The organism is Komagataeibacter saccharivorans, assembly GCF_003207825.1.
Taxonomy (GTDB): Bacteria; Pseudomonadota; Alphaproteobacteria; order Acetobacterales; family Acetobacteraceae; genus Komagataeibacter; species Komagataeibacter saccharivorans.
The window spans coordinates 287728-310695 of record NZ_NKTY01000001.1; the positions used below are offsets into that span (position 1 = coordinate 287728).

The 22968-nt window shown below is 63.6% G+C and carries 23 protein-coding genes; 8 read left to right on the forward strand and 15 right to left on the reverse strand.

What is annotated here, in order from left to right; genetic code table 11:
• The first annotated feature begins 144 nt into the window (after nucleotides 1-144).
• Together clpA and CFR79_RS01385 are read left to right on the forward strand one after the other, a co-directional pair.
• A complete protein-coding gene (gene clpA, locus CFR79_RS01380) occupies nucleotides 145-2475 on the forward strand; it encodes an ATP-dependent Clp protease ATP-binding subunit ClpA (RefSeq protein ID WP_102323119.1) in 2331 nt (776 codons plus the stop codon).
• A gap of 93 nt (nucleotides 2476-2568) precedes the next feature.
• Entirely contained in the window at nucleotides 2569-2892 is a 324-nt protein-coding gene (locus CFR79_RS01385) for a YnfA family protein (protein ID WP_102323118.1), read from the forward strand.
• Between the two features lie 77 nt (nucleotides 2893-2969).
• Here CFR79_RS01385 and CFR79_RS01390 read toward each other — a convergent pair whose 3' ends face one another.
• The 3 genes from CFR79_RS01390 to CFR79_RS01400 form a co-directional block, all read right to left on the reverse strand.
• Nucleotides 2970-3368, reverse strand: a complete 399-nt coding sequence (locus tag CFR79_RS01390; RefSeq protein WP_258373355.1) for a hypothetical protein — start codon at nucleotides 3366-3368, stop codon at nucleotides 2970-2972.
• Nucleotides 3369-3546: 178 nt separating this feature from the next.
• Complete coding sequence (locus CFR79_RS01395) at nucleotides 3547-4470, reverse strand: polyphosphate kinase 2 family protein (protein ID WP_408884551.1); 924 nt, start codon at nucleotides 4468-4470, stop codon at nucleotides 3547-3549.
• A gap of 2 nt (nucleotides 4471-4472) precedes the next feature.
• A complete protein-coding gene (locus CFR79_RS01400; RefSeq protein WP_110546631.1) occupies nucleotides 4473-5231 on the reverse strand; it encodes an SDR family NAD(P)-dependent oxidoreductase in 759 nt (252 codons plus the stop codon).
• Nucleotides 5232-5366: 135 nt separating this feature from the next.
• Between CFR79_RS01400 and CFR79_RS01405 the strand changes: the two genes are divergently transcribed.
• On the forward strand, nucleotides 5367-5951 hold the full coding sequence (locus tag CFR79_RS01405) for a YqgE/AlgH family protein (protein ID WP_102323114.1): 585 nt from the start codon (nucleotides 5367-5369) through the stop codon (nucleotides 5949-5951).
• A 17-nt stretch (nucleotides 5952-5968) separates the two neighbouring features.
• Here CFR79_RS01405 and CFR79_RS01410 read toward each other — a convergent pair whose 3' ends face one another.
• From CFR79_RS01410 to CFR79_RS01435, 6 genes are all read right to left on the reverse strand, one after another.
• A complete protein-coding gene (locus tag CFR79_RS01410) occupies nucleotides 5969-6844 on the reverse strand; it encodes a TIGR01459 family HAD-type hydrolase (RefSeq protein ID WP_110546633.1) in 876 nt (291 codons plus the stop codon).
• The gene (locus tag CFR79_RS01415) at nucleotides 6841-7917 is read right to left on the reverse strand and encodes a quinone-dependent dihydroorotate dehydrogenase (RefSeq protein WP_110546636.1); all 1077 of its coding nucleotides are present in this window, start codon (nucleotides 7915-7917) and stop codon (nucleotides 6841-6843) included. Before CFR79_RS01415 ends, CFR79_RS01410 begins: the two co-directional genes overlap by 4 nt.
• 44 nt (nucleotides 7918-7961) lie before the next feature.
• On the reverse strand, nucleotides 7962-9158 hold the full coding sequence (locus CFR79_RS01420) for an L-dopachrome tautomerase-related protein (protein ID WP_181417333.1): 1197 nt from the start codon (nucleotides 9156-9158) through the stop codon (nucleotides 7962-7964).
• 96 nt (nucleotides 9159-9254) lie between these two features.
• Nucleotides 9255-10559, reverse strand: coding sequence for a cytochrome c (locus CFR79_RS01425; RefSeq protein ID WP_408884554.1), 1305 nt, complete (start codon nucleotides 10557-10559; stop codon nucleotides 9255-9257).
• A gap of 20 nt (nucleotides 10560-10579) precedes the next feature.
• Entirely contained in the window at nucleotides 10580-12367 is a 1788-nt protein-coding gene (locus tag CFR79_RS01430) for a GMC family oxidoreductase (protein ID WP_110546643.1), read from the reverse strand.
• A complete protein-coding gene (locus CFR79_RS01435) occupies nucleotides 12364-13062 on the reverse strand; it encodes a gluconate 2-dehydrogenase subunit 3 family protein (protein WP_110546646.1) in 699 nt (232 codons plus the stop codon). The genes CFR79_RS01430 and CFR79_RS01435 overlap by 4 nt, the downstream gene beginning before the upstream one ends.
• Nucleotides 13063-13538: 476 nt before the next feature.
• On the opposite strand from CFR79_RS01435, the gene CFR79_RS15615 reads away from it, so the two are divergent.
• Nucleotides 13539-13736 (forward strand): hypothetical protein, encoded by a 198-nt coding sequence (locus tag CFR79_RS15615; protein ID WP_146220108.1) that lies wholly within the window; start codon nucleotides 13539-13541, stop codon nucleotides 13734-13736.
• A gap of 263 nt (nucleotides 13737-13999) precedes the next feature.
• Nucleotides 14000-15106, forward strand: a complete 1107-nt coding sequence (gene cbiB / locus CFR79_RS01440) for an adenosylcobinamide-phosphate synthase CbiB (RefSeq protein ID WP_309146554.1) — start codon at nucleotides 14000-14002, stop codon at nucleotides 15104-15106.
• Here cbiB and CFR79_RS01445 read toward each other — a convergent pair.
• From CFR79_RS01445 to cobU, 3 genes are read right to left on the reverse strand one after another with little or no spacing between them, the layout of a single operon-like run.
• Nucleotides 15065-16576 (reverse strand): cobyric acid synthase, encoded by a 1512-nt coding sequence (locus CFR79_RS01445; RefSeq protein ID WP_110546648.1) that lies wholly within the window; start codon nucleotides 16574-16576, stop codon nucleotides 15065-15067. The genes cbiB and CFR79_RS01445 overlap by 42 nt on opposite strands.
• Complete coding sequence (gene cobO, locus CFR79_RS01450) at nucleotides 16576-17187, reverse strand: cob(I)yrinic acid a,c-diamide adenosyltransferase (protein WP_102323106.1); 612 nt, start codon at nucleotides 17185-17187, stop codon at nucleotides 16576-16578. Before cobO ends, CFR79_RS01445 begins: the two co-directional genes overlap by 1 nt.
• Nucleotides 17184-17777 carry a bifunctional adenosylcobinamide kinase/adenosylcobinamide-phosphate guanylyltransferase gene (cobU, locus tag CFR79_RS01455; RefSeq protein ID WP_110546652.1) on the reverse strand — a complete coding sequence of 198 codons (594 nt, stop codon included), beginning with the start codon at nucleotides 17775-17777 and terminating at the stop codon, nucleotides 17184-17186. The genes cobO and cobU overlap by 4 nt, the downstream gene beginning before the upstream one ends.
• Here cobU and cobT point away from each other — a divergent pair.
• Both cobT and cobS read left to right on the forward strand, forming a co-directional pair.
• Complete coding sequence (gene cobT, locus CFR79_RS01460; RefSeq protein ID WP_110546654.1) at nucleotides 17776-18804, forward strand: nicotinate-nucleotide--dimethylbenzimidazole phosphoribosyltransferase; 1029 nt, start codon at nucleotides 17776-17778, stop codon at nucleotides 18802-18804. The genes cobU and cobT overlap by 2 nt on opposite strands.
• Entirely contained in the window at nucleotides 18801-19553 is a 753-nt protein-coding gene (cobS, locus tag CFR79_RS01465) for an adenosylcobinamide-GDP ribazoletransferase (protein ID WP_110546657.1), read from the forward strand. Before cobT ends, cobS begins: the two co-directional genes overlap by 4 nt.
• Here cobS and CFR79_RS01470 read toward each other — a convergent pair.
• Nucleotides 19450-20106, reverse strand: coding sequence for a histidine phosphatase family protein (locus CFR79_RS01470; protein ID WP_102323102.1), 657 nt, complete (start codon nucleotides 20104-20106; stop codon nucleotides 19450-19452). The two genes, cobS and CFR79_RS01470, sit on opposite strands and share 104 nt — an antisense overlap.
• A 274-nt stretch (nucleotides 20107-20380) precedes the next feature.
• Here CFR79_RS01470 and CFR79_RS01475 point away from each other — a divergent pair, with 274 nt between their 5' ends.
• Entirely contained in the window at nucleotides 20381-21616 is a 1236-nt protein-coding gene (locus CFR79_RS01475) for a restriction endonuclease (RefSeq protein ID WP_110546660.1), read from the forward strand.
• Between the two features lie 18 nt (nucleotides 21617-21634).
• Here the strand turns inward: CFR79_RS01475 and CFR79_RS01480 are convergent, their stop codons facing one another.
• Both CFR79_RS01480 and CFR79_RS15620 read right to left on the reverse strand, forming a co-directional pair.
• Nucleotides 21635-22531, reverse strand: a complete 897-nt coding sequence (locus CFR79_RS01480; protein ID WP_110546663.1) for a hypothetical protein — start codon at nucleotides 22529-22531, stop codon at nucleotides 21635-21637.
• Nucleotides 22532-22759: 228 nt separating this feature from the next.
• Nucleotides 22760-22966, reverse strand: coding sequence for a hypothetical protein (locus tag CFR79_RS15620; protein ID WP_146220109.1), 207 nt, complete (start codon nucleotides 22964-22966; stop codon nucleotides 22760-22762).
• Nucleotides 22967-22968 lie beyond the last annotated feature (2 nt).

Consider the following 22968-nt stretch of genomic DNA (forward strand, 5'->3'; position numbering starts at 1 on the left):
TCATACAGCCCCCGTCGCGATCCGGTCGCGTTCCATGGCATTTTGTGCTGGCATTTCCACCGCAACAGGGCAAGGATTGTCCTGACTTACCGGTTATGATCTCCGGGGCCCGGGTGGCCCCTCTGGAAAAAGGAGCGTCTCGGCATGTTGTCACGTAATCTTGAACAGACGCTTCACCGTGCGCTGACATTGGCTGGCGACCGCCGGCATGAATATGCAACGCTTGAGCACCTCCTCCTCGCGCTGATTGATGATCCGGATGCCGTGACGGTATTCCGCGCCTGTGGCGTGGATCTGGCCAAGCTGCGCACCGACCTGACAGACTTCCTTGACAAGGACCTTGCGGGACTCGCCGCCGACCGTACGGTCGACCCCAAGCCCACCGCCGCCTTCCAGCGCGTGATCCAGCGCGCCGCGATCCACGTCCAGTCGACCGGGCGTGATGAGGTGACGGGCGCGAACGTTCTGGTGGCCCTGTTCGCCGAACGGGAAAGCCACGCCGTCTATTTCCTGCAGTTGCAGGACATGACGCGGCTGGATGCGGTCAACTTCATTTCCCACGGCATCGCCAAGGCGCCGGACCGCTCCACGCGCCGTCCCGTCGCGGGCAGCACGCCCGAAGGCAGTGAAAACGAGGAACGCGGCAAGACCGGGCAGAAAAGCCAGGATGCGCTGTCCACCTACTGCACCAACCTTAACGAGAAGGCGCAGGACGGCAAGGTCGATCCCCTGATCGGCCGCGACTCCGAAATCGAGCGCACGATCCAGATCCTGTGCCGCCGCACCAAGAACAACCCGCTCTATGTGGGTGATCCGGGTGTGGGCAAGACCGCCATTGCCGAAGGGCTGGCCAAGCGCATTGTCGAAGGTGACGTGCCGGAAGTGCTGCTCCATTCCACGATCTACTCGCTGGACATGGGCGCATTGCTGGCGGGAACGCGCTACCGCGGTGATTTCGAGGAACGGCTGAAAGCGGTCGTGACCGAACTGGACAACAACCCCGGCAGCATCCTGTTCATCGATGAAATCCATACCGTCATCGGCGCAGGTGCGACATCGGGCGGGGCGATGGATGCGTCCAACCTGCTCAAGCCCGCCCTTGCGGCAGGCACGCTGCGCTGCATGGGTTCGACCACGTACAAGGAATACCGCCAGCATTTCGAAAAGGACCGCGCACTGGTACGCCGGTTCCAGAAAATCGATGTGGCGGAACCCTCGGTCGATGATGCGGTCAAGATCCTGCGCGGGCTGAAGGTCAATTACGAAAAGCACCACAAGGTGCGCTACACCGATGATGCGATCCGGGGTGCGGTGGAACTGTCCGCCAAATACATCCATGACCGCAAGCTGCCCGACAAGGCCATCGACGTGATTGACGAGGTTGGTGCATCGCGCATGCTGGTGCCTGAAAACCGCCGCCGCAAGACGGTCACGCTGAAGGACGTGGAGGACATCGTCGCAAAGATTGCGCGTATTCCGCCCAAGAGCGTTTCGACGGATGACAAGGAAACGCTGCGTTCGCTCGAACGCGACCTCAAGGGCATGGTTTATGGGCAGGACAAGGCGATCGAGGCGCTTACCGCTGCGATCAAGCTGTCCCGCGCCGGACTGCGCGACCCGGAAAAGCCCATTGGCAACTACCTGTTCTCCGGCCCTACGGGTGTCGGCAAGACGGAAGTGGCCAAGCAGCTTGCCAGCACGCTGGGTATCGAACTGATCCGTTTCGACATGTCGGAATACATGGAGCGACATTCGATTTCACGGCTGATTGGTGCGCCACCGGGTTATGTCGGCTTCGATCAGGGTGGCCTGCTGACGGACGCCATCGACCAGCACCCGCATGCGGTCCTGCTGCTTGATGAAATCGAGAAGGCGCATCAGGACCTGTATAACGTGCTGCTGCAGGTGATGGATCACGGGCGGCTGACCGACCATAACGGCAAGACGGTGGACTTCCGTAACGTGGTCCTGATCATGACGACCAACGCAGGCGCTGCGGACCTGAGCAAGGAGGCGATCGGTTTTGGCCGCACCTCCCGCGAAGGGGACGACGAGGATGCGATCAAGCGCATCTTCACGCCCGAATTCCGTAACCGGCTTGATGCGATCATTCCCTTCGCCAACCTGTCGCCCGAAGTGGTGGACCGCGTGGTGGAGAAGTTCATCTTCCAGCTTGAAGCCCAGCTGGCGGACCGGAACGTGATGATCGAGATTTCGTCGGCCGCGCGGGAATGGCTGGCGGAACGTGGCTACGACCGCCTGTATGGCGCACGCCCCCTGGGCCGCGTCATTCAGGAACACATCAAGAAGCCACTGGCGGAAGAACTGCTGTTCGGCAAGCTGACCAAGGGCGGGGTCGCCAAGATCACGCTCAAGGACGGGAAGCTGGATTTCGAATACATCTCCCAGGCGGAAAACGCCGCTACGGAAGGTGACGAAGGCGACAGCACCCGCGAAGAAGAAGCCGCTGACTAAGCACTTCTGCCATTATTGAACACCGAACAGGAACAGGGGCCAGAAATGGCCCCTGTTTTTGTATAATCCCCTGTTCGGGCCATAAGGGAATCCATGCTGACCGCCACTATCTACATCCCCGCCGCCTTTGCCGAAATCTGCGGCTGTTTCTGTTTCTGGGCGTGGATGCGCCTTGGCCGTTCGCCACTGGTGCTGTTGCCGGGCTGCCTGTCGCTGGTGCTGTTCGCGTGGCTGCTGACATTCAGCCCGGCGGATAATGCAGGGCGGGCCTATGCCATTTATGGTGGTGTCTATATTGCCGCCAGCCTGATCTGGTCATGGCTGGTGGAAGGACTGCCGCCTGACCGCTGGGATATGGGCGGGGCGGCAATCTGCCTGCTGGGGGCTGCGGTCATCCTGCTGGGTCCGCGGGCCTGACTGCGCATCCCCCTATGGGAGTGCCGGAAATAATCTGTGTTTCCTGATGGTTTCCCGGCCATCCCCAAGGCTGGCTTTTACTGGTAACGCGTGCCGTTGACGATCACATAGCCTTCAACGGGCCAGTTGCGCCCCGTGCCGTGGTGGGTCCAGTCGATACCCTGACTGCGTGGGCTGTCATAATAATAACGTCCCAGCACATCGGCCTGATCGCCCTTGGCGCCCCATGGCCATGACGGTGCCGTCATGCGGTCCAGATCAGACACGATGCGGATGGATACGCCATGTCCTACATCGACATAGAAATACCCGTGCCAGCCGCTGCGGGTCCGTTTAGCGGTCGATACCGCGATCACGCGCCCACAGACATGCTCGACCCGGTCGGGATGACGGCCCGTCGTGCTTTCCGCGGCTTCCACATCGGACAGGAATCTGGCGTCATCGCAGGTGGATGGCACGGAACCGACATCGGGCATTTCGGTCTGCCGTGACCTTTCACGACTCCGCGCATCGGCGGATGGGGCGAATCCTGCCTGCAGCGCGAGCGCCATCGCCAGACCTATCGCCCCACCTGTTCGCCACCGTGCCACCATCACACCCGTTCTCCATCCTGTATGTCAGATGGCACCGTTTTGCGGGGCACAGCGGCGCGCGTCAATGAAGTGCGCCCTGCCTGTTGTCCGGCGCTTCGGCCAGAAGCTTCTGGCGGGCCTTTTTCATCTCCGCTTCCATGGCGGGATCGGATGCGGGCATCTTCAGATGCAGCTTTTCCAGTGCATCAATCATGACTTCGATCACGACCAGCCGTTCAAACCATTTCTGGTCGGCGGGTACGACAAACCACGGCGCGTCAGGATGGGCGGTACGCCGGATCGCGTCTTCATAGGCGCGCTGGTAGTCATCCCAGTACTGACGTTCATGGATATCGGCGGGGGAGAATTTCCAGTTGCGAGAGCGATGGTCGATCCGGCGCAGGAAACGCTGGCGCTGTTCTTCCTTGGACAGATGCAGGAAGAATTTCAGTACGATTGTGCCCTGCCGGGCCATGTACTGCTCGAAATGGCTGATGTCCTGGTACCGGTTTTCCCAGAAACTGTCCTGCTTGCGCAGGGTTGGCGGCAGGCATTCGTGATCCAGCAGTTCGGGATGGACGCGCGTGACCAGCACTTCCTCATAATGACTGCGGTTGAAAATACCGATCCGGCCCGCGGACGGGGCCGCCAGATGTTCCCGCCACAGATAGCCGTGCGCCAGTTCGACCGGGCCGGGCTGCTTGAACGACGTGACACTGACGCCCTGCGGGTTGACGCCGGACATGACGTGCTTGATCACGCCGTCCTTGCCGCCCGCGTCGAGTGCCTGCAGCACAACCAGCACCGACCATGTATTGTTGGCGTACAGCAGGGCCTGTAGCCGCGTAAGTTCGCGCACCCGCGCCTTCAGCAGTTGCTTGCCGGTTTTCTTGTCCAGACCGAATGCTTCCGCAGCACGCGTGGGACAGGCGGACAGGGAAAAATCATGCCCGTTATGGACCGCGAAACGACGGGCCAGCTTTTTGCCGATATCCTTGCCACTCATGCTCATTCCTTCATACCGCGCGCCACGGAAAGGCCACCGGCGGACTGGCAGACCGGCATCAGTTCTATTTCGTTGATATTGACGTGGCGGGGCAGCGACAGCACCCATGCAACGGTTTCAGCTATGTCGGCAGGCTGAAGCGGCTTTGTATCAGCATAGACGGCGGCGGCCTTCGCATCGTCACGCAGGCGGACATTGCTGAATTCGCTGCCACCGCACATGCCCGGCTCCAGATTGGTTGCCCGCACGTTATGGCCCAGCAGGTCGCAGCGCAGGTTACGCATGAACTGGCGCACGAACGCCTTGGTCGCGCCATACACATTCCCGCCGGTATAGGGATAGATGCCCGCCGTACTGCCCAGCGAGATGACATGCCCCCTGTCACGCGCCACCATGCCGGGCAGCAGCACGCGGGTCAGTTCGACCATGCCCGTCACGTTGGTGGAAATCATGCCCTGCCAGTTGGCAATGTCGGCGTCCTGCGCCTTTTCCATGCCCAGCGCCAGACCGGCGTTGTTGACCAGAACGTCCACATCGCGCCAGCCATCGGGCAGGCTGCCCGGCAGGGCCGCGATGGCCGCCGCGTCATCCATGTCGAGACGGAAGGGAAGCAGGTCCGGGCCAAGCTGCCCCGCCAATTCATCAAGACGTTCCTGCCTGCGGCCAGTTGCGATCACGCGGTAGCCATCGTGGATAAGGCGTTCCGCAATCGCCTTGCCCAATCCGGCGGTGGCACCGGTTACCAGTGCAATCTGCTTCATCGGGATTCTCCTGCTTGCATGGAAGGTGGAAGCCCAGCCTTGCATATCGCCAGCCTTCCGTCATGGGGCATATCATCGCCACAAGATGCCCGCGATAGTTGCAAATATAAGGCGGATCAGGTTCTATGGTGGGGTATGGCTTCCTTCACAATACCTTCAGGCTGCAGCCTGACCGGCCACCTGCTGGTGGCAACCCCGGCCCTGACCGATCCCGCCTTTGCGCGCAGTGTCGTGTATCTGTGCGCCCACACGCCTGAGGACGGGGCGATGGGCCTTGTCGTAAACCGCCGCCTGTCACAGCCTGTTCTGGACGATGTGCTTGAACAGCTTGGCATCGCCCCCGTACCGCCACGCCGCCGCATCAACCTGTGCGCGGGCGGCCCGATGGATAACGGGCGCGGATTCGTGCTTCATACGTCGGACTGGAGCGGGGATGGCAGCCTGCCGGTGGACCGCACCACCACGCTGACCGCCAGCCTTGACGTACTGCGCGACATAGCCGACGGCAACGGCCCAGCCCACGCGCTTCTGGCCATGGGGCATGCAAGCTGGGAAGCGGGCCAGCTTGAAGACGAGATGCTGCACCACAATGCGTGGATCACCGCGCCTGCGACCGAAAACATCGTGTTCGGTCCCGACCATGACGCCAAATGGCGACAGGCGCTGGCCAGCGTGCGGATTGATCCCGCATGGTTCAGCGGAGCCGCCGGTCACGCCTGAACGACGCGCGCCCTTCCCTACCAGCGCAGGGAAGGCACGCAGGCCACCGGGGCGAGCCCCGCAGACGTTGCTTCGGCCACCGCAAGGTCATAATCGGCGTTACGGCCATGTTCCCAGCTACCGCCCAGCATTTCCTGATGGATGCCGCCCAGTACCCAGCAGCCATCAATGCCCACAGTGGCCGCACCCCGCATATCGGTTGCCAGCGCATCGCCAACCGCCAGCACGCGAACGGGCGGTACATCCAGCAGTGACAGCGCCCGACCATAAACTTCCGGATAGGGTTTGCCGATCCAGCGCACCGCACAGTCCCGGCTTTCATACCAGCTTGCCATGGCCCCGGCGCAGATCAGGCGCACGTTGCCGCGAATGACCTGCTGGTCCGGATTGGCGCAGATCATGGGCAGTTTATGGGCGGCGCACTGTTCCAGAATGGGAAGGTAGGGAGCAATGTCCTCCTCCCCCAGTTCCGCATCCGGCCCGGTGTTAAGAACAAAATCAGCATGGGCGGGATCGGTCACGATATCGAGGTCCAGCCCCGCATAGACATCCACATCCTTGTCGGGGCCAAGATGCAGCATGCGCCGCCCAAGCCCCGCGAACCACGCATCCTTGCGGGCCGCCAGCATCCGGTGCGTACACTCGCCACTGGTCATGATCGCATCATACAGATCGGCCGTAACACCCATGCGGCGCAGCCCCGGCTCCACAGTGGCCGTGCGGCGCGGGGCGTTCGACAGCAGCACCACGCGACGACCCGCCGCACGCAGCCGACCAAGACAGTCCAGCACGCCGGGATAGGGCGCGACACCGTTATGCACCACGCCCCACAGGTCCAGGATGAAGCCGTCATACCTGTCCGCCAGACCGGCCATCCCGTCATGCCACTTCATGTCAGGGCGGTTCCCTTCGCATCGGCCAGGGTCTCGAACCCTTCAGCACGCAGCGCACGCAGGGTTTCCGCTTTCAGGCGGCGAAGGATACCCGGCCCTTCATAGATATAGGACGTATAGATCTGCACCAGATCCGCCCCGGCCCGCACGCGATCAAGAATATCGGCGCCGGTTTCGATACCGCCGGAGGCGACCAGCGCCACGCGCCCGTTGGCGACCTTTGCCACCCTGGTCAGCATGTCCTGCGCCAGTGCGCGCAGCGGGCGACCGGACAGGCCACCGCTTTCACCCGCATGGGGGCTGAGCAGCCCTGCGGGACGCGAAATGGTGGTATTGGACACGATCAGACCCTGCGCGCCACCTTCAATGGCGGCTTCGACCACGCCCGGCGCATCGTCATGCGCGATATCAGGCGAAATCTTGACCAGCAGTGGCGGACGTTCGGGATGGGCGGTGTTGATCGCATCCAGAATGCCCTTCAGCCGCGATGCTTCAAGCAGGTCGCGCAGGCCCGGCGTGTTGGGGGAAGACAGGTTGATTACGATATAATCGGCATAATGCTTAACGCGCCCGACCAGCATGGGGTAATCGCGCTCGGGGTCCGCCCCGGTTTTATTGATGCCCAGATTCGCGCCCACCGGCACCTGCGCACCCGGCGCGCGACGCGGGGAGGACACACGGTGCAGGCGCGCCAGACGCACGGCAAAGCGGTCGATGCCCTGATTGTTGAAACCCATGCGGTTGATGATGGCGCGGTCTTCCGTCAGGCGGAACAGACGCGGCTGCGGATTGCCCGGCTGTGGACGCGGGGTGACGGTGCCCGCTTCGACAAAGCCGAAACCGGAACGTGTCAGGGGACGGACCACAAGGGCGTTCTTGTCAAAACCGGCCGCCATGCCGATGGGATTGGGAAAACGCAGCCCCATGGCGCGGACCGACAGGGCCGGGTCATCGTTACCGGGGCAGGATACGCCGCCCAGGCCAAGTTGCAGGGCGTCAAGGGCGATACGATGGGCGTCCTCGGGGTCCAGGCGCTGCATCAGGGGCAGGATCATACGCGACATGATATTCATGGGTGGGATTGTTGCCGCAATTCCGCCGCCGGGGAAAGGGGCAACTACTCACGCACCGTCTTTGTCGCATCCACCTGCGCGGGTGGATCGGCAGGAAAGCGGATCAGGTAATAGGGCGGCACGCGCAGGTCATGTCCGCCATTGAAGCTGGCTAACCGGTTCCACTGCCCCAATGTGCAGTAGACCATGCCACCATCGACAAATATGCCATCGGGTGACAGCACGCGCGGGTCATGCACCATGGTGTCAAAGCTGCCATCGACATTGCGCCGGAAAATGGCGTCATGTTCAAAATTGGTGGTGTAGATGCGGCCCTGCGCATCGGTTGCCAGACCATCGGCCACGCCCTTTTCGCCAAGGTCGCGGATACCGGCGGCAAGCTGTTCGTCGGTTCGGGAAAAATCGGCCAGCAGGCCGGTGGGAATGGCGTATAGCCGCCTGCTGGTCAGCGGGCTGTAATACAGTGTGGCACTGTCGGGTGACAGCGTGATGCCATCCACCCCGCCCGATACGAAACCGGGTGGATGCGCGGGCGGGTCAAACACAAGCGGACGCCCTTCCACCACCGCCATGAAGCTGCGTTCGGCCTGAATGGAAGGATGACTGGCCAGTACACGGCGCTGACGGCCCGTGGCTACATCCACAACGACAAGGGCGGGCGACATCCCGAACGAAGAATCGGTAACGTAAACCGTGCCCTGCGCGCCATGCGTCAGGTCCACCCGCAGGTCGTTCATGTGACTGTCGGGCAGAAGGACGGGGGCACGCAGGACGATGCGGGCGAAGACACGATCGGTTGCAGGATCGATGCCAACAATCTTGGCGGCGCCGGGCGCAAGAGGCTGCCCCGCCAGCTTGCCATCATCAATCAGCCATAACCGGCCCTGCGTATCGGTGGTCATGCCATGAACGGACATGAGCCGCGTTGCGGGCGGACGATCGGAAGGCAGGCTCTGCGCCGCATCGGGATAGGGATAAAGACGCCCGTCCTTCAGTTCCCCCAGCGTGGCCCCCCGGTGATTGACCGCATGGCGGGGGAAGCCCACAAAAATACGCCCGTGCGTCACCGCGATACCGGACGGACCCGGACCATCGAACCGGGCCACGATCTCGAACGGACCGGACGGGGCCGCGCCATGGTCGTGATTGATGGCGTCACGCGCCGGTTCCGTCGCATGGGCGATGGTCCCCGCCCCCAATGCCAGCGGAAGGGTTGCAAGCAGCAGGCTGCGCCGGTGCATGGACATTCTTACGGCTCCCTTCCTTTACTACGCGCTTCATTCATGCCCCTTCCCCCGGTTCGGGCAACCGCGGGACATGGCAATGGCGCTTCACAATCAGTTCAGGGGCAGTGACGCCGGGGCCGCGCCACCGGTCGTCGTGCGCCTGACCGCCGCGACATCCGACGGACTGACCGGCGGTGCGTTGTTGCCCCATGCCGCGCGGATGAAGGTGACGGTATCGGCCACGGCCTGATCGTTCATGCGGGCGGCAAAACCGGGCATGACAAAGGCGGACGGTGTCTGTCGCGTTGCACGCAGGGTATTGCCAGCCAGCACGATGCGGATAAGCGAATCCGGTGTCGGGTCCATCACCACGGGGTTCCCGGCCAGTGGCGGGAACGTGGTGGGATAGGCCCGCCCGTCGGTCCGGTGGCATGCGGCACAGTTATCGACATACAGCCGCGCGCCGCGTGCCGATACATCCCCCCCGCGCAGGGCATCAGCCGCCGTGGGATCGTAAGTCCAGCCTTCCGCCATGGGGGTAAGGGGCGAGAGGGTTTTCAGGTAGCGCGCAATCGCAAGCTGGTCCTGCGGTGTCATATGCTGCGTGCCATGGGCGATGGCGTCCGTCATGCCGCCAAAGGCCGCACCCAGCGGCATGCGCCCCGTGGCGAGGAAGCGTACGATGTCCTGTTCATTCCACCGCCCCAGCCCCGTGCGGTTGTCGCCCCGCAGGCTGACGGGCCGCCACCCATCCACCGGTCCGCCACCCGACAGGTAGAGCGTGCCGTCCACAGCCGTCAGGGCCTTTTCCTGCATCGTCACGGCACGGGGCGTATGGCAGGCCCCGCAATGCCCCGGCCCTTCGACCAGATAACTGCCACGCGCCACCAGTGGGTCGGGGAAAGTACGCGCCCCTGACTGCTGCAATGCATCACGCGGGTTGGGTGCGAACAGCCAGCGCCATACCGCCAGCGGCCAGCGCATGGAAAACGGCCATGTCATGCCATCCTGCACCACCGCATGGGAAACCGGTTTCACGCCCTGCATGAAATAGACATACAGCGCATGCAGGTCCTCATCCGTCATGCGCGCATAGGACGGATAGGGCATGGCCGGGTACAGGGTCGCGCCATCGCGCCGGATGCCCTGCCGGACCGCACGGATAAATTCGGCTTCCGAATACCGACCAATGCCGGTCCGCGCATCAGGAGTGATGTTGGGCGCGTATAACGTGCCGGTGGGCAGGTGGAACTCAAGCCCACCGGCAAAGGGCGCTTGACCGGGCACGGTGTGACAGGCTTCGCAATCCGCCGTCCGGGCTACATACGCGCCGCGTTCGCGCACATCGTCATCCGCCCGCGCGGCTGCGATCCCTAGCGCGAGGAACGCGATCATGCCCGCAACAGGCAGCCGCATCCATGACACAGTTACACGCCTCATCCCGCCAGCGGCCCCGGCTGGGCAAGATAGGTGGTGCGGATATGATGGGCCGCCCAGTATGCAAGGGCGGCGACCATGCCCGTGGGGTTATAGCCCGTCCCCTGCGGAAAGGCGTTCGCACCGATCACGAACACATTATGCACATCCCATGACTGCAAGTAGCGGTTGAGGGCGCTGGTCTGCGGGTCTTCGCCCATAACGGCCCCCCCGCCCAGATGGGTTGTCTGGTACTGCCGCGTATCGAAGGGCACGCCGAATTCACGCCTGACAAGATGGGTACGCCGCGCGCCCATGGCCTTCGCCACATCGCCAATCCGGTCAACCACATAACGGTTCATGCGGATGTCGTTGTCCTTCCAGTCGAAGGTCATGCGCAGGAGCGGCTGGCCGTAAGCATCTTTCCATGTCGGATCGAGATCGAGATACACATCCCGATAGGCCATGTTCGCCCCATGGGCATCAATGCGCAGGGAATGGCGGTAGGTATCGATCATCCCCGCCTTCCACGCGCTGCCCCAGCGCGGTGTCCCCGGCGGGCCACCGGCATTGGCGGCAGCGATGGCCCGGACCCCGGCCTGATTGACCCATACGGGCGATCCCCCCACGAAACCCAGTGGCCCGTGGTCGAAATTCTCGCTGTTGAAATCATCGAACGCCACGCCACCGCCGCCCGCGCCGATATACTGGTTGGTCTCGACCTTCGGGTCGAGCCAGACGGTGCTGGTCGTCACGTTCTGGTAGACGAAATTACGGCCCACCACCCCTTCATTATGAACCGGGTCGTATGGCCGGCCGATGCCCGACAGCAGCATGAGGCGCACGTTATGGAACTGGAACGCGGTCAGGATCACCAGTTCGGCGGGCTGGGTAAACACCTGCCCCTGCGCATCGATATAGGTCACGCCCGTTGCGCGCCGTCCATCCGCATCCTTTTCCACCCTGAGCACATGACAGCGCGGGCGCAGTTCAAACAGCGGGTGACGCCGCAGCACGGGCAGGATGTTCACATTGGGCGATGCCTTGGAATACATGTAACAGGCATAGCCACTGCAATAACCGCAGAAATTGCATGGTCCCATCTGCACGCCATACGGATTGACATACTGCCGTGACGCATTGGCGGCAGGCAGGGAATAGGGGTGGAACCCCACCTCCGCCGCCGCCTTGCGGAACAGGTGGGCGGTGTAGACATCCTTCAGCGCAGGCAGCGGAAAAGTATCGGAGCGTGAAGGAGAAAAGACATTCCCGTTCCCCACCACCTTTCCATCAACCATGTAGGCTTCGCCAGAGGTGCCAAACACCTTTTCCGCCTTATCGAAAAAGGGTTCGAGTTCCTCATAGGTAACGCCGTAATCCTGAAGGTTCATCCCTTCGGGTATGAAGCGACGGCCATATTTTTCGATCACGCGCGAACGCAGGCGCAGGTCATCGGGGGGCATACGGAAATGCACGCCCGACCAGTGCAGCCCCGCGCCGCCAACCCCTTCACCGGGCAGGAAGGCGGACATGCGCCGGTAGGGCAGCGCCGTCTGCTGGCTGTTGTTGCGGATCGTGACGGTATTTTTTGAAAGATCCTGAAACAGCCTGTACCGGAAATTGGCTTCAAGTTCGTCCAGCGAAGCAGGATAGGCACCATCCGCCGCCGTGCTGCGGTCCGCGCCGCGTTCAAGCATGACGACCGACCGCCCGGCTTCGGTCATTTCCTTCGCCATGATCGACCCGGCCCAGCCGCCACCCACGATCACCACGTCCACCGGCCTGAGCCTGCGTGCATCCGCGCTCATGCCGTTTCTCCCGAAATGGAAATGCTGCCCAGCGGGTAATGCGCGCCGTAGCGGTCCACCCAGTCCATGAAATCCGCCCGCGCGCCGGGAAAGCCCAGCATGACCCATCCACCCAGCCGGGTATTGCCGCCATGCACGGGATCGGAAAATGCCCCTTCCATCACATTGGCCAGCAACTGATCGAAGAAAACCCGGGACGGGATGTCACCAAACGCCAGCGTGCCCTTTTCCGCCGCCTGCAGCAGTTCATCCTGCACCGATGGCGCAAGGCTGGCGAACGGCCTGCCATGACGGGTTGCCGCATGCGCGTTCATACCCGCGATGCCGCGCCGGTACAGGGTGCGGGGATCATAGGGTAGCTGGTAGCCCAGATTGTCCGGCCCCTGCACGAAAGGCCCGTCCATGAACCACTGCGCGCCGTGGGCGTAGGGGGTATCCATCTGCATGTCGAGAAAACGCGGCACATCCAGCGCCAGCGCGCCGGGGCCATTCTCATCGGCAGGGATCAGCCTGTCACATGCGGCGAGAAGGAAATCCCATTCCGCGCCATCGAAAAAACGCGGTGTGTAAGCCTTTGCGGGAGGGGTGGCGGCCCGCATGCGTGAACTGAGGAATGTACTGCAGGCAGCAACCCCGGCGACCCCCTGCATGAACCGTCGTCGTGACGAAATATGTCGTAAACCGCTAATACCCAAAAATGCCTTCCCGCCACGCCTTGCGTCTATTGGTATCGTGAACATTCACTATACCCGCATGGAACGGAGGGGTGCCTAGATCATTTTTCCACTATTTTCAGGCTCACAAGAAAATATGATCGGCAAACCGACCATCCTGCTATGACGATGCGGCTTTCTGCGCGGCCAGCCGTTCAAGGCGCGCCTGTTTGCGTGCGGCCCGTGTTTCCCGCCACGCATCCACTGCCGAACGACGGGGACGGGCGGAACCTGCGCTCCCTTTTGCCCCGGCTGCCTTACGGGGGCGTCTGGCTGGCGTATCTGCCCTGGCCGTCTTTGACGCAACGGTTGGGGATTTACGTTTCTTCCCTGCGACCGCCCCGGATTTCGGTGCCGCGCGCTTATTCCGTGCGGGGGATGTGACTTCTTTTTCCATCATGTCGGCTTTGGGAGCCGTGAGCCTGCCTCCGCCTGTTTCTACTGGCGGTGCATCGGCAATGCCTGCGTCAGCCTTTGCGCGCGACGTTCTGCTGACGCTTTTTGTGCCCGCAGCCTTTGCGGCGGCGGGTCCCCCCTTGCTCCGCCGCACGGCAGTAGTAGCGGGCGGTTCGGCGGCGACCGAAGATCCCGCTTCCGGGCTGGCCTTGCGGCGTGAGGGAGCGGTTACGGGCTTTGCAGGCTTGCTCATGTCATGACCTCAAATACTGCGTTTAAATAAAATATCCTGATCCGGCTGCCTGCTCCGGCAGGCGGAAACACCGGTACGCCGTGCCGCCCCGAAAGATGGAGTGGAGCGATGGCTACACGACAATGTGAACCTTCCGGCAGGCCATCCATTCCTGTCAAGGCCGCACGGGGCGGAACCGGCTTTTTTCCGCCATTTCCCGGTCATGCCGGGTGGACCTGTATCCGTCGGTTATGGTCACGAATGCCACAATGCTGATGGTTGTCAGGCTGCATGGCGCTGGCATGTTTCCATCTGACCGGGAAAGGGCGCAATCGGCCTGCAAAGCGCCCGTTCCTTGACCCTGCACGGGGCGCGCAATATCCACATCCCATGCGCTTTTCCACTTTCCTGTATCGCAATATCAGCCTTGTCTGCATGGCATCCGTAACCGATGCCGCGATCGGCTATCCGCAGGCGCTGGTACGCCGCATCGGCCATCCGGTCATGTGGATTGGCGCGCTGATCGACAGGCTGGACCGCACGCTCAATACCCCTGACCGCACGCCATCGCAGCGCAGGGCGAACGGTTTTATCGCCACGGGCCTGATCGTTGCGGTCCCGACCGCCACCACATGTCTGGCCGCACGACTGCTGCACCGCATCCTGCCGCGCTGGCTGGCCTTACCCGTAACCGCCATCATGGCCAGCGCATTCGTGGCGCAGCGTTCGCTGCATGATCATGTCATGATGGTGGCGCGCGAAGCCGAAACCAGCCTGCCTGCGGCACGCAGGGCGGTATCGCATATCGTCGGTCGCGATCCCGAACAGCTTGATGAAGCCGGTGTGCTGCGCGCGGCGACCGAGACACTGGCGGAAAACTTTTCCGACGGGATCGTGGCCCCGCTTGCATGGATGGCGGCGGGTGGACTGCCGGGGGTAGTCTTCTACAAGGCCGTCAATACGGCAGACAGCATGATCGGCCACCGCACCCCCCGCCATGACGCTTTTGGTTTTGCCGCGGCAAGGCTGGATGATGTGGTCAACCTGCCTGCATCCCGCCTGTCGGCACTATGGATCGTCCTTGCCGCCGCCACCATGCCCGGCATGCGGGCGGGTGCGGCAGTGCGCATCCTCTGGCGCGATGCCCGCACCCACCGTTCCCCCAACGCGGGCTGGCCGGAAGCGGCAATGGCGGGCGCGCTGGGCATAAGGCTGTCGGGGCCACGCAGCTATAACGGTGTGATTACCCCTGAACCATGGGTGGGCGACGGCTCCGCCGACCTGCGCCCGCGTGACCTGTATCGCGCGCTGGCGCTATACCGTCGCGCCTGCCTGATCCAGACCGTGGCCGCCATGTCAGTTGTAGGTGCATGCGCACGCCACCTGCGCCGCCGCTGACAGCGGACGTACCGGACGGGCCAGTCGCAGCAGGCCATCGATATCCAGATGGGTTTCCAGATGGTCGGCCAGCGCATCCAGCGCGGCATCCACCGTCCGGTCATGATCGCAGCCATGCGACTGCGCGCCCAGCCGCGCCAGTAACGCCGCCCGCGCCGTGCCATCCGCCAGCAGGCCGTGGACATAAGTACCCCATACCCGGCCCGAAGGACTGACCGCCCCATCGCGCCTGTTGCCCAGATCAATCAGCGGGCGGCGGTCATGGTCGGGGCCGTGCGTGCGGCCGATATGCATCTCATACCCCCGCAGGGCCGCGCCTTCGGGCAGAAGATGGCCGCTCACGTCTTCCAGCCGCTTGCTTCCCCCAAGCTCGGTCGTGACATCCAGCAGTCCCAGCCCGTCCACCGTGCAGGGCGGACCTTCGATCCCATCGGGATCGGCAATGCTGCGACCGAGCATCTGGTAACCACCACAGATACCCAGCACATGACCGCCCCGGCGCATATGGGCCTGAATGTCGATATCCCAGCCTTCCTGTCGCAGCACGGCCAGATCGGCAATCGTGGCCTTGGCCCCCGGCAGGATGATCAGATCGGCTTCCGGCAGCACCGTCCCGCGCGGAACCATGGTCAGTGATACGCCGTCTTCCGCCGCCAGCGGGTCCAGATCATCAAAATTGGCGATCATCGGCAGGCACGGCACCACGATGCGCACACGCCCCTTGGCCGTCCTGCCGCCGGGGGCAAGATCGGCTGCGTCCTCCGCTGGCAGGTCACGCACACGGTCGAGAAATGGCACCAGCCCCACGGGCTGCCAGCCGGTCCGCCGGGCGATGGCCTCCATCCCCGCTGCGAACAGGGAAGGATCACCACGCATACGGTTGACGATAAAACCCCTGATCCGCCGCGCATCATCGGGGGCCACCACCACGTCCGTGCCGACAAGGCTGGCGATCACCCCGCCCCGATCGATATCGCCCACCAGCACCACGTCAATATCCGCCGCCTGCGCGAAGCCCATATTGGCGATGTCATCGGCACGCAGGTTTACCTCCGACGCCGATCCCGCCCCTTCCACCAGCACGATATCGGCCTGTGCGGCGAGTGTATGGAAACTGTCCAGCACTTCGGGCATGAGGCCCCGTTTGAAGCTCTGGAAATCACGGGCGCGGACCTGTCCACGCATCTGTCCGCGCACCACCAGTTGCGATCCGGTCATGCCCTGTGGCTTGAGCAGGACGGGATTCATGTCAACCGACAGCGCCACCCCGCAGGCACGCGCCTGAAGGGCCTGCGCACGCCCGATTTCGCCCCCGTCAGCCGTGACGGCGGCGTTGTTGGACATGTTCTGCGGCTTGAAGGGACGCACGCGCAGGCCACGCCGGGTCAGCGCGCGCGCAAGTCCCGCCACCAGCACCGACTTCCCCACGCTGGAGCCGGTGCCCTGAAACATGATGGCGCGCGGTGACATCAGAACTCGATCCCGGCCTGCGCCTTCACCCCCTTGCGGAAGTGATGGGCGACCTGCGTCATTTCCGTGACCAGATCGGCGGCCTCGATCATGGCGGGACGGGCGTTGCGGCCCGTCACCACCACATGCTGCATGGCGGGACGTGCGGCGATATCAGCCAGCACCGTATCAATGGGCAGGTAGTCGTAACGCAGGGCGATATTGAGTTCGTCCAGTATCACCATCGATACATCCGGGCGCTTCAGCGCGGCGCGGGCCTGTTCCCATGCGATACGGCAGTTTTCGATATCGCGGGCACGGTCCTGCGTGTTCCACGTAAAGCCCTCGCCCAGCGCATGCCATTCCACCTGATCGCCAAACAGTTCCAGCGCCTTGCGTTCCCCCGTGTTCCACGCCCCCTTGATGAACTGGACCACCACGATCCGGCCGCCATGGGCCAGGGTGCGCAGCGCCATGCCGAAGGCGGCAGTGGATTTACCCTTGCCCGCGCCGGTATGCACGGCAAGCAGTCCCTTCTCGATCGACTTGCTGCTGACCTCACGGTCCTGCACGGCCTTGCGTTTGGCCATTTTCTCGCGGTGGCGGATTTCTTCTTCGGGGGTAAGGGTCATTTCAGCTCCATCGGCAGGCCAGCTACCACAAAGACAACATGCGCGACCTCCCGCGCAAGGGCCTGATGCAGCAGACCGGCCTCATCACGAAAACGACGCGCCAGCGCATTATCGGGCACGATCCCCTGCCCCACCTCGTTCGATACCAGAACGGTTGGCCCCGTGCGGCGGGCGAGGGCCGCCAGCAGCGCCTGCGTCGCGGCTGCGATATCATGTTCCGCGAGCATGAGATTGGTCAGCCACAGGGTCAGACAGTCCACCAGCACCGGCCGGGCACCGGCGCCGTCAAGGGCTGCGGGCAGGTCCAGCGGCGCTTCGCGCGTATGCCAGCCTTCCCCCCTGCCCGCGCGATGCCGCGCCACGCGACGGGTCATTTCATCATCATGGGGCTGGCAGGTGGCGATATAGGTCCATGGGGTCGGCCAGCGGGTAAACAGCCCCTCCGCAAAGCGGCTCTTGCCCGAACGCGCGCCACCCAGCACCAGCGTGCAGGCCAGCATGCCGGTCGTTCCATCCTGCGGGGGAACCGCCTTCATTTTATTCTCCACCATCTTGCATCGGGACGCATAAGACCACACAACTCCTGCCATGCCATCCCGTCTTTCCTTCCCGTCCGACATGGCCGCGCTGCGTGCGCTGTGTCACGATCTTCCGCCACCCGATGGGGCGGCGCGGAGCGCCATTACCCACCGTGACAGCCAGTTGACCAAGCCCCCCGGCAGCCTTGGCCGGCTGGAGGAACTGGCCTGCTGGGCGGGCGAATGGCAGCATACGGCCCACCCCCGTGCCGAACGGGTGGATATCATCGTTTTCGCCGGGAACCACGGCGTAACCGCGCAGGGTGTGACACCGTGGCCCACCGATGTCACGCGCCAGATGGTGTTCAATTTCCGCAGCGGCGGGGCCGCCATCAACCAGATCGCCCGCGTGGCCGCCGCGCGGCTGCATGTGGTCGAAGTGCAGGAACTGCGCCCGACCGCCGACCTGACCCATGCCGCCGCCATGGATGAGGCCACCTTCATACAGGCCATCCATACCGGCATGCGGGCTGTCCGGCCCGATACCGACCTGCTGTGTCTGGGCGAGATGGGGATTGGCAACACCACCCCTGCCGCCGCCATTGCCGCCGCCCTGTTCGGTGGGGGCGGGATTAAATGGGCCGGGCGCGGCACGGGGCTGGACGACGCGGGCGTGCGCCACAAAGCGGAGGTCATTGATCGCGCCCTGATCCATCACGGCAATACGCTTGATGACCCGCTGGAGGTCGCCCGCCGCCTTGGTGGCCATGAGCTGGCCGCCATACTGGGGGCCACCATCGCCGCGCGGTACATGAACATTCCCGTGCTGGTGGACGGCTACATCTGCACCGCGGCCCTCGCGCCATTGCAGCAGATCAACCCGCAGGGCCTGGCCCATACCCGGCTGTCGCACTGTTCAGCCGAAGGGGGGCATGCACATCTGGCGGCGGCCCTTGGCATGGAACCCCTGCTGGACCTGCGCCTGAGGCTGGGAGAAGGATCGGGCGCGGGGCTGGCGGTCCCGCTGGTGCGTGCGGCGGTCGCCTGCCTGTGTGGCATGGCCACCTTCGCGCAGGCGCAGGTCAGCGACCGGCAATGAGCACGCTGACCCGCCTGCGCGCCGATCTGGTCTGCGGCATCGGCCTGCTGACCCGCCTGCCCACCGACTGGCTTGCCCGTGGCAGGCTGCCCTATTCCATGGCGCGCAGCATATGGTGCTGGCCGCTGGTCGGCGCGTTACTGGGGGAAGCGGCGGCCATGGTGTACGCCGGTCTGCTGCAACTGGGCATAGCGCACCTGCCCGCTGCCGGGTGGAGCATCGCGCTGCTGCTTCTGGTATGCGGCGGCCTGCATGAAGACGGGCTGGCGGACATGGCCGATGGCTGCGGCGGCGGGTCCAATCGCGCGCGCAAGCTGGAAATCATGCGTGACAGCCGGGTGGGCAGCTATGGGGTCATGGCGCTGGGACTCGCCCTGCTGGTACGTGTCACCGCGCTGGCGGCCATGCCGGAACGCACCGCGCTGCTGGCCATGCCCGTGGCGGGCGCGCTGGCGCGGGCGTGCATGGTGGTGGTCCTGCGTCGCCTGCCCCCGGCCCGATCCGACGGGCTGGCAAGTTCCATGGCCTATCTGCCGGTTCAGGCGTTCGTGGCCTGCCTGTGCCTTGCGGGATGCACGGCGGCCCTGCTGCTGCCCGCGCCGCGCATGACAGCAGCCTGCATCGTGGCGGCGCTGGCAGCCGCCCTCATGTGCCGGTTCGCGCGCTGGCAGCTTGGTGGACAGACCGGAGATGTTCTTGGTGCAACGGCAGTTGTGGCGGAATGTGCGGTTCTGACAGCCCTGTGCTGAAGCGGGCATCACCCTGTTCGACCACACGTACCGACCCCATTGGGGGTGACGGGGCCAGAAGGCTGCCGGGCAGGCCATACATCATCCCCTGCATGAGCCGCAGCGGCCCGCCATGGGTTATGATCGCGCAGGACTGACCGAACTGCTGCATTTCGGTCCAGAAATGCCGCACGCGGGCACGGAGTTCACGCCCGCTTTCCCCACCCGGGGGCGCAAAGCCGCCCACATCGGCTGCCCATTCATCAAGTGCCGTGCGGGAGATGCCGTTCCACGGACGCCCCTCCCATTCCCCGAAACTGATTTCACGCAGACGTGAATCCACCCGCAGGTCCAGATTCATGAACCGCGCCACCCGTTCCGCCACCATCCGGCAGCGCCGGGCGGGAGAAGAGAACATGACGCGGCACCCCGCCCCCTGCATGACGGTCCGCAGGCCGTCGGCCATGCGCTCCCACCCATCGGCAAGGGCCACGTCCTGCTGGCCATAGCACAGGCCTTCCACGCCGGTTACGGCGGGATGGCGTGCCAGCACAACTGCAAAACGCCCCGTCATACGCACCTGCCTTCCAACATCACCCCATGAACATCCGCGAAGTTCATCAACATCGCCAGAAGATGGATAAAGGGGCAGCTACCCGGTGGGAACATGCCGCCCTTCCCCATCGCCACCGCGCATGCAGTGACGCCAGTACATACAGGACCGGAGAAAGCATGTTTACAAATACAACCGTGTTCTGCATATCGGCGTTCGTAGCGTCATATCTGTGAATCTGCTGATACCCTAGGTCTGCACCAGCGAACTCCAGACCGGAAGGATACAAAGCGCCATGCGCGTATGGGCCTGTGCCTGCCTGCTCCTGTACCTGCCAGCAAGCGCCAGCGCCGCCGGCCTGTACAGCGCGCCCCGTCCCACACTTGCGTGTGAGGATGATGCGGCCCTGCGCACCCTGTCCGACCATACCCAGATGGCAACGCAGTCCCCTGCACAGCGCCAGACGCTGATCCGGCAGGGCAACTGCCATGCCGTCACCCCCGATATCCGGTGGGAGAAGATCGCCAACCGCAACGGGCTGCCGCTCATGCGCCGCGTCCCGCCCGAACCGGGGCTGCCGCCGCTCTATTTCATGACGGATGACATAGCCCCGCTGCCTGCCCCGCCCGCCAGCACGCAGCCCCATGCCGCCGGACATGATGCCGATCCCGTAGCAGCCGCTGCCCCACCTGCGGATCAGCCTGCCGCCCCCGATGCGCCCGCCGTTATCGTGCAGCCAATGGAAACGCCGCAGCCGACCGATCTGTTTTTCATGACGCGTGGATTCCAGAAGCTGGGTTCGCTGGTACTGACCCTGATGCTGGCAGGCGGCGCGGGCTGGGTCCTGATCCTGATCCTGCGTGCGGGACGCATCATGATCCAGCGGCGCAGGGCGGTACGGATCTGCATGGAACTGGCGGAACGGCACCGCCCCATGCTGGCACGGTGGTACATGCAGGCCCGCACCACCACCACACTGCCGCGCAGCCGGACGCCGTGGAACACGCAGGTCGAACGCTTCATGCGCACCACCACCATTCCCGCGCTGGAAAGTCAGGGTCTCGGCCCGTTATGGCCCGCCATCCGCAAGCGGGTGCATGCCAGCATCACCGCCATGGCGGCAGGTGCCGCCACCAATCCGCCAGACCGTCCCGCGATAACGCCCGGCACCTATCACAAGGGCATGAACCAGGCGGAATATGCCGCCTTCTGCTCCCACTGGATCGAGAAGGCCGGGTGGGAAACGCGCCCCCCCGTGGCCACGGGCCTTGGGTCAGATATCCATTGCAGCCGCAACGGCCTGAAAATGCTGGTCCATTGCTGGATTGACCACAAACCCGTGCATGATGACGTGATCTGGCAGGGCATACGGGGCAAGGTCGATGGCAGGACCGATATCGGTATCATCGTCTCCAACGCGCCTTACACGCAGGAGGCGCTGGCGCTGGGCAAGAAGCACCGTGTCTTCCTGCTGCATCATGAGGAAGTATTCAGGTTCGTATCGGGCATAGAAGTGCCCGATGTCGCCTGAGACATAGCCACCGCAGCGTTATTCGCGCGCCTGCGCCGCCGCCAGCGCATTGAAGCACATGGCGGTCGCCTGCGCCTGCGTCGGGCTGGCATCAAAAAAACTGGTGTCATCCACCCGCTTCTGCCCGGTCATGCGCTGGCTGCAGTAATCGAACAGCGAGCGGCTGTCGCGCACGCGCGCGCAGTTGAGCAGATGGGCAAAGCTGACATAACCGGCATGGCTGGCGCGGCCGGTCACATAGGCCGCGCAGTGCTGCAGCACGGGTGATGCGATCCTGCGGGCCATGATATCGGCATAGGCGGCTTCTTCGCGCGCGGTGCATGTGCTGGTACGGGCGGGATCACGGCCCGCTGCACAGTAATGCGCCATCGCCCCGTGCAGGTAGCCGCCCTCCGTCTCCGAATGGGCCCAAGGGGTGTCCGCCACACGCTGATAATGGAACACCGCCGCCGCGCGCCCCGGCAATATGGCGCGGAATGGCACGGGACGCGAACTACAGTACAGCGTCATGTCATAATGCCCGGCATCATCCTGTGGGGTCTGGAAATCCAGATAGAGCGGATTGAGCGGTGCGGGACACAGGCGCTGTCCCGATGGCATGACGGGGTTCTGCCCCTCATCCACGCGGTAAAGCAGATGGCCTTCATTCCCCTGGGCCAGGGTGACCTCGATCCGTTCGCCGTTGGTCAGGTCAATCCCGCTTTCCGACAGACGCAGTTCACCCGTCCCGTCCGCCGCCTGCCTGTCCTGTGGCTGCAGGACGAAATATTGCGGGGCATCCTGTGCCAGTTCGCTGCCTTCAAAACGCTCGTTATCGGCACGGGCGGGAATGGAAAGGCCCATGGCGGAAAGCAGCATCACTCCCGTCATCACGCTGGCGCGCAATGCCGCGTATCCGGAATCCTTTTCAAGCATGGCGACGCGACTCTTTTCATTGACTAAACTATAGGCAATTACTGCTAAAGTTTCAAAAATTTGGATTATTTTTTAGGCATGATACCTTTATTTGAGGCAGTCATGCTTGTCAGTTGCTATTCTGTCTGACAATGTCCGCGGCAAAACAACACCTGTGATGCTGCGTGGTATTTCTTTTTTGTCCCTTCCATATCAGACATTTAGGGCGACAGGCGTGCCAACCTTCCCTCAACTGCGGCAGGGCAGCCAGCATCCGCGACCGGAACCGTCCGGTTCCTGTACATTACTCTCCCCCACCCCGACAATGCCGGTGCCCGTCAGGGCGCGTGCCGCCCACCGTCCGCCGGGAACGGGCAGCGGGGTTTCCACCGTGCGACTGCCGCGCATCCGTGCCGGGGCGGCGCACGCCTTCCTCCCTCTATCTATGACCATCATGG

Bases quoted from the DNA above. Each gene is read 5' to 3' on its own strand.
- clpA (WP_102323119.1), top strand. From the start codon at position 145: ATGTTGTCACGTAATCTTGAACAGACGCTTCACCGTGCGCTGACATTG.
- CFR79_RS01385 (WP_102323118.1), top strand. From the start codon at position 2,569: ATGCTGACCGCCACTATCTACATCCCCGCCGCCTTTGCCGAAATCTGC.
- CFR79_RS01390 (WP_258373355.1), bottom strand. From the start codon at position 3,368: ATGCCCGATGTCGGTTCCGTGCCATCCACCTGCGATGACGCCAGATTC.
- CFR79_RS01395 (WP_408884551.1), bottom strand. From the start codon at position 4,470: ATGAGTGGCAAGGATATCGGCAAAAAGCTGGCCCGTCGTTTCGCGGTC.
- CFR79_RS01400 (WP_110546631.1), bottom strand. From the start codon at position 5,231: ATGAAGCAGATTGCACTGGTAACCGGTGCCACCGCCGGATTGGGCAAG.
- CFR79_RS01405 (WP_102323114.1), top strand. From the start codon at position 5,367: ATGGCTTCCTTCACAATACCTTCAGGCTGCAGCCTGACCGGCCACCTG.
- CFR79_RS01410 (WP_110546633.1), bottom strand. From the start codon at position 6,844: ATGAAGTGGCATGACGGGATGGCCGGTCTGGCGGACAGGTATGACGGC.
- CFR79_RS01415 (WP_110546636.1), bottom strand. From the start codon at position 7,917: ATGAATATCATGTCGCGTATGATCCTGCCCCTGATGCAGCGCCTGGAC.
- CFR79_RS01420 (WP_181417333.1), bottom strand. From the start codon at position 9,158: ATGCACCGGCGCAGCCTGCTGCTTGCAACCCTTCCGCTGGCATTGGGG.
- CFR79_RS01425 (WP_408884554.1), bottom strand. From the start codon at position 10,559: ATGCGGCTGCCTGTTGCGGGCATGATCGCGTTCCTCGCGCTAGGGATC.
- CFR79_RS01430 (WP_110546643.1), bottom strand. From the start codon at position 12,367: ATGAGCGCGGATGCACGCAGGCTCAGGCCGGTGGACGTGGTGATCGTG.
- CFR79_RS15615 (WP_146220108.1), top strand. From the start codon at position 13,539: ATGCCTGCGTCAGCCTTTGCGCGCGACGTTCTGCTGACGCTTTTTGTG.
- cbiB (WP_309146554.1), top strand. From the start codon at position 14,000: ATGGCGCTGGCATGTTTCCATCTGACCGGGAAAGGGCGCAATCGGCCT.
- CFR79_RS01445 (WP_110546648.1), bottom strand. From the start codon at position 16,576: ATGTCACCGCGCGCCATCATGTTTCAGGGCACCGGCTCCAGCGTGGGG.
- cobO (WP_102323106.1), bottom strand. From the start codon at position 17,187: ATGACCCTTACCCCCGAAGAAGAAATCCGCCACCGCGAGAAAATGGCC.
- cobT (WP_110546654.1), top strand. From the start codon at position 17,776: ATGCCATCCCGTCTTTCCTTCCCGTCCGACATGGCCGCGCTGCGTGCG.
- cobU (WP_110546652.1), bottom strand. From the start codon at position 17,777: ATGGCAGGAGTTGTGTGGTCTTATGCGTCCCGATGCAAGATGGTGGAG.
- cobS (WP_110546657.1), top strand. From the start codon at position 18,801: ATGAGCACGCTGACCCGCCTGCGCGCCGATCTGGTCTGCGGCATCGGC.
- CFR79_RS01470 (WP_102323102.1), bottom strand. From the start codon at position 20,106: ATGACGGGGCGTTTTGCAGTTGTGCTGGCACGCCATCCCGCCGTAACC.
- CFR79_RS01475 (WP_110546660.1), top strand. From the start codon at position 20,381: ATGCGCGTATGGGCCTGTGCCTGCCTGCTCCTGTACCTGCCAGCAAGC.
- CFR79_RS01480 (WP_110546663.1), bottom strand. From the start codon at position 22,531: ATGCTTGAAAAGGATTCCGGATACGCGGCATTGCGCGCCAGCGTGATG.
- CFR79_RS15620 (WP_146220109.1), bottom strand. From the start codon at position 22,966: ATGATGGTCATAGATAGAGGGAGGAAGGCGTGCGCCGCCCCGGCACGG.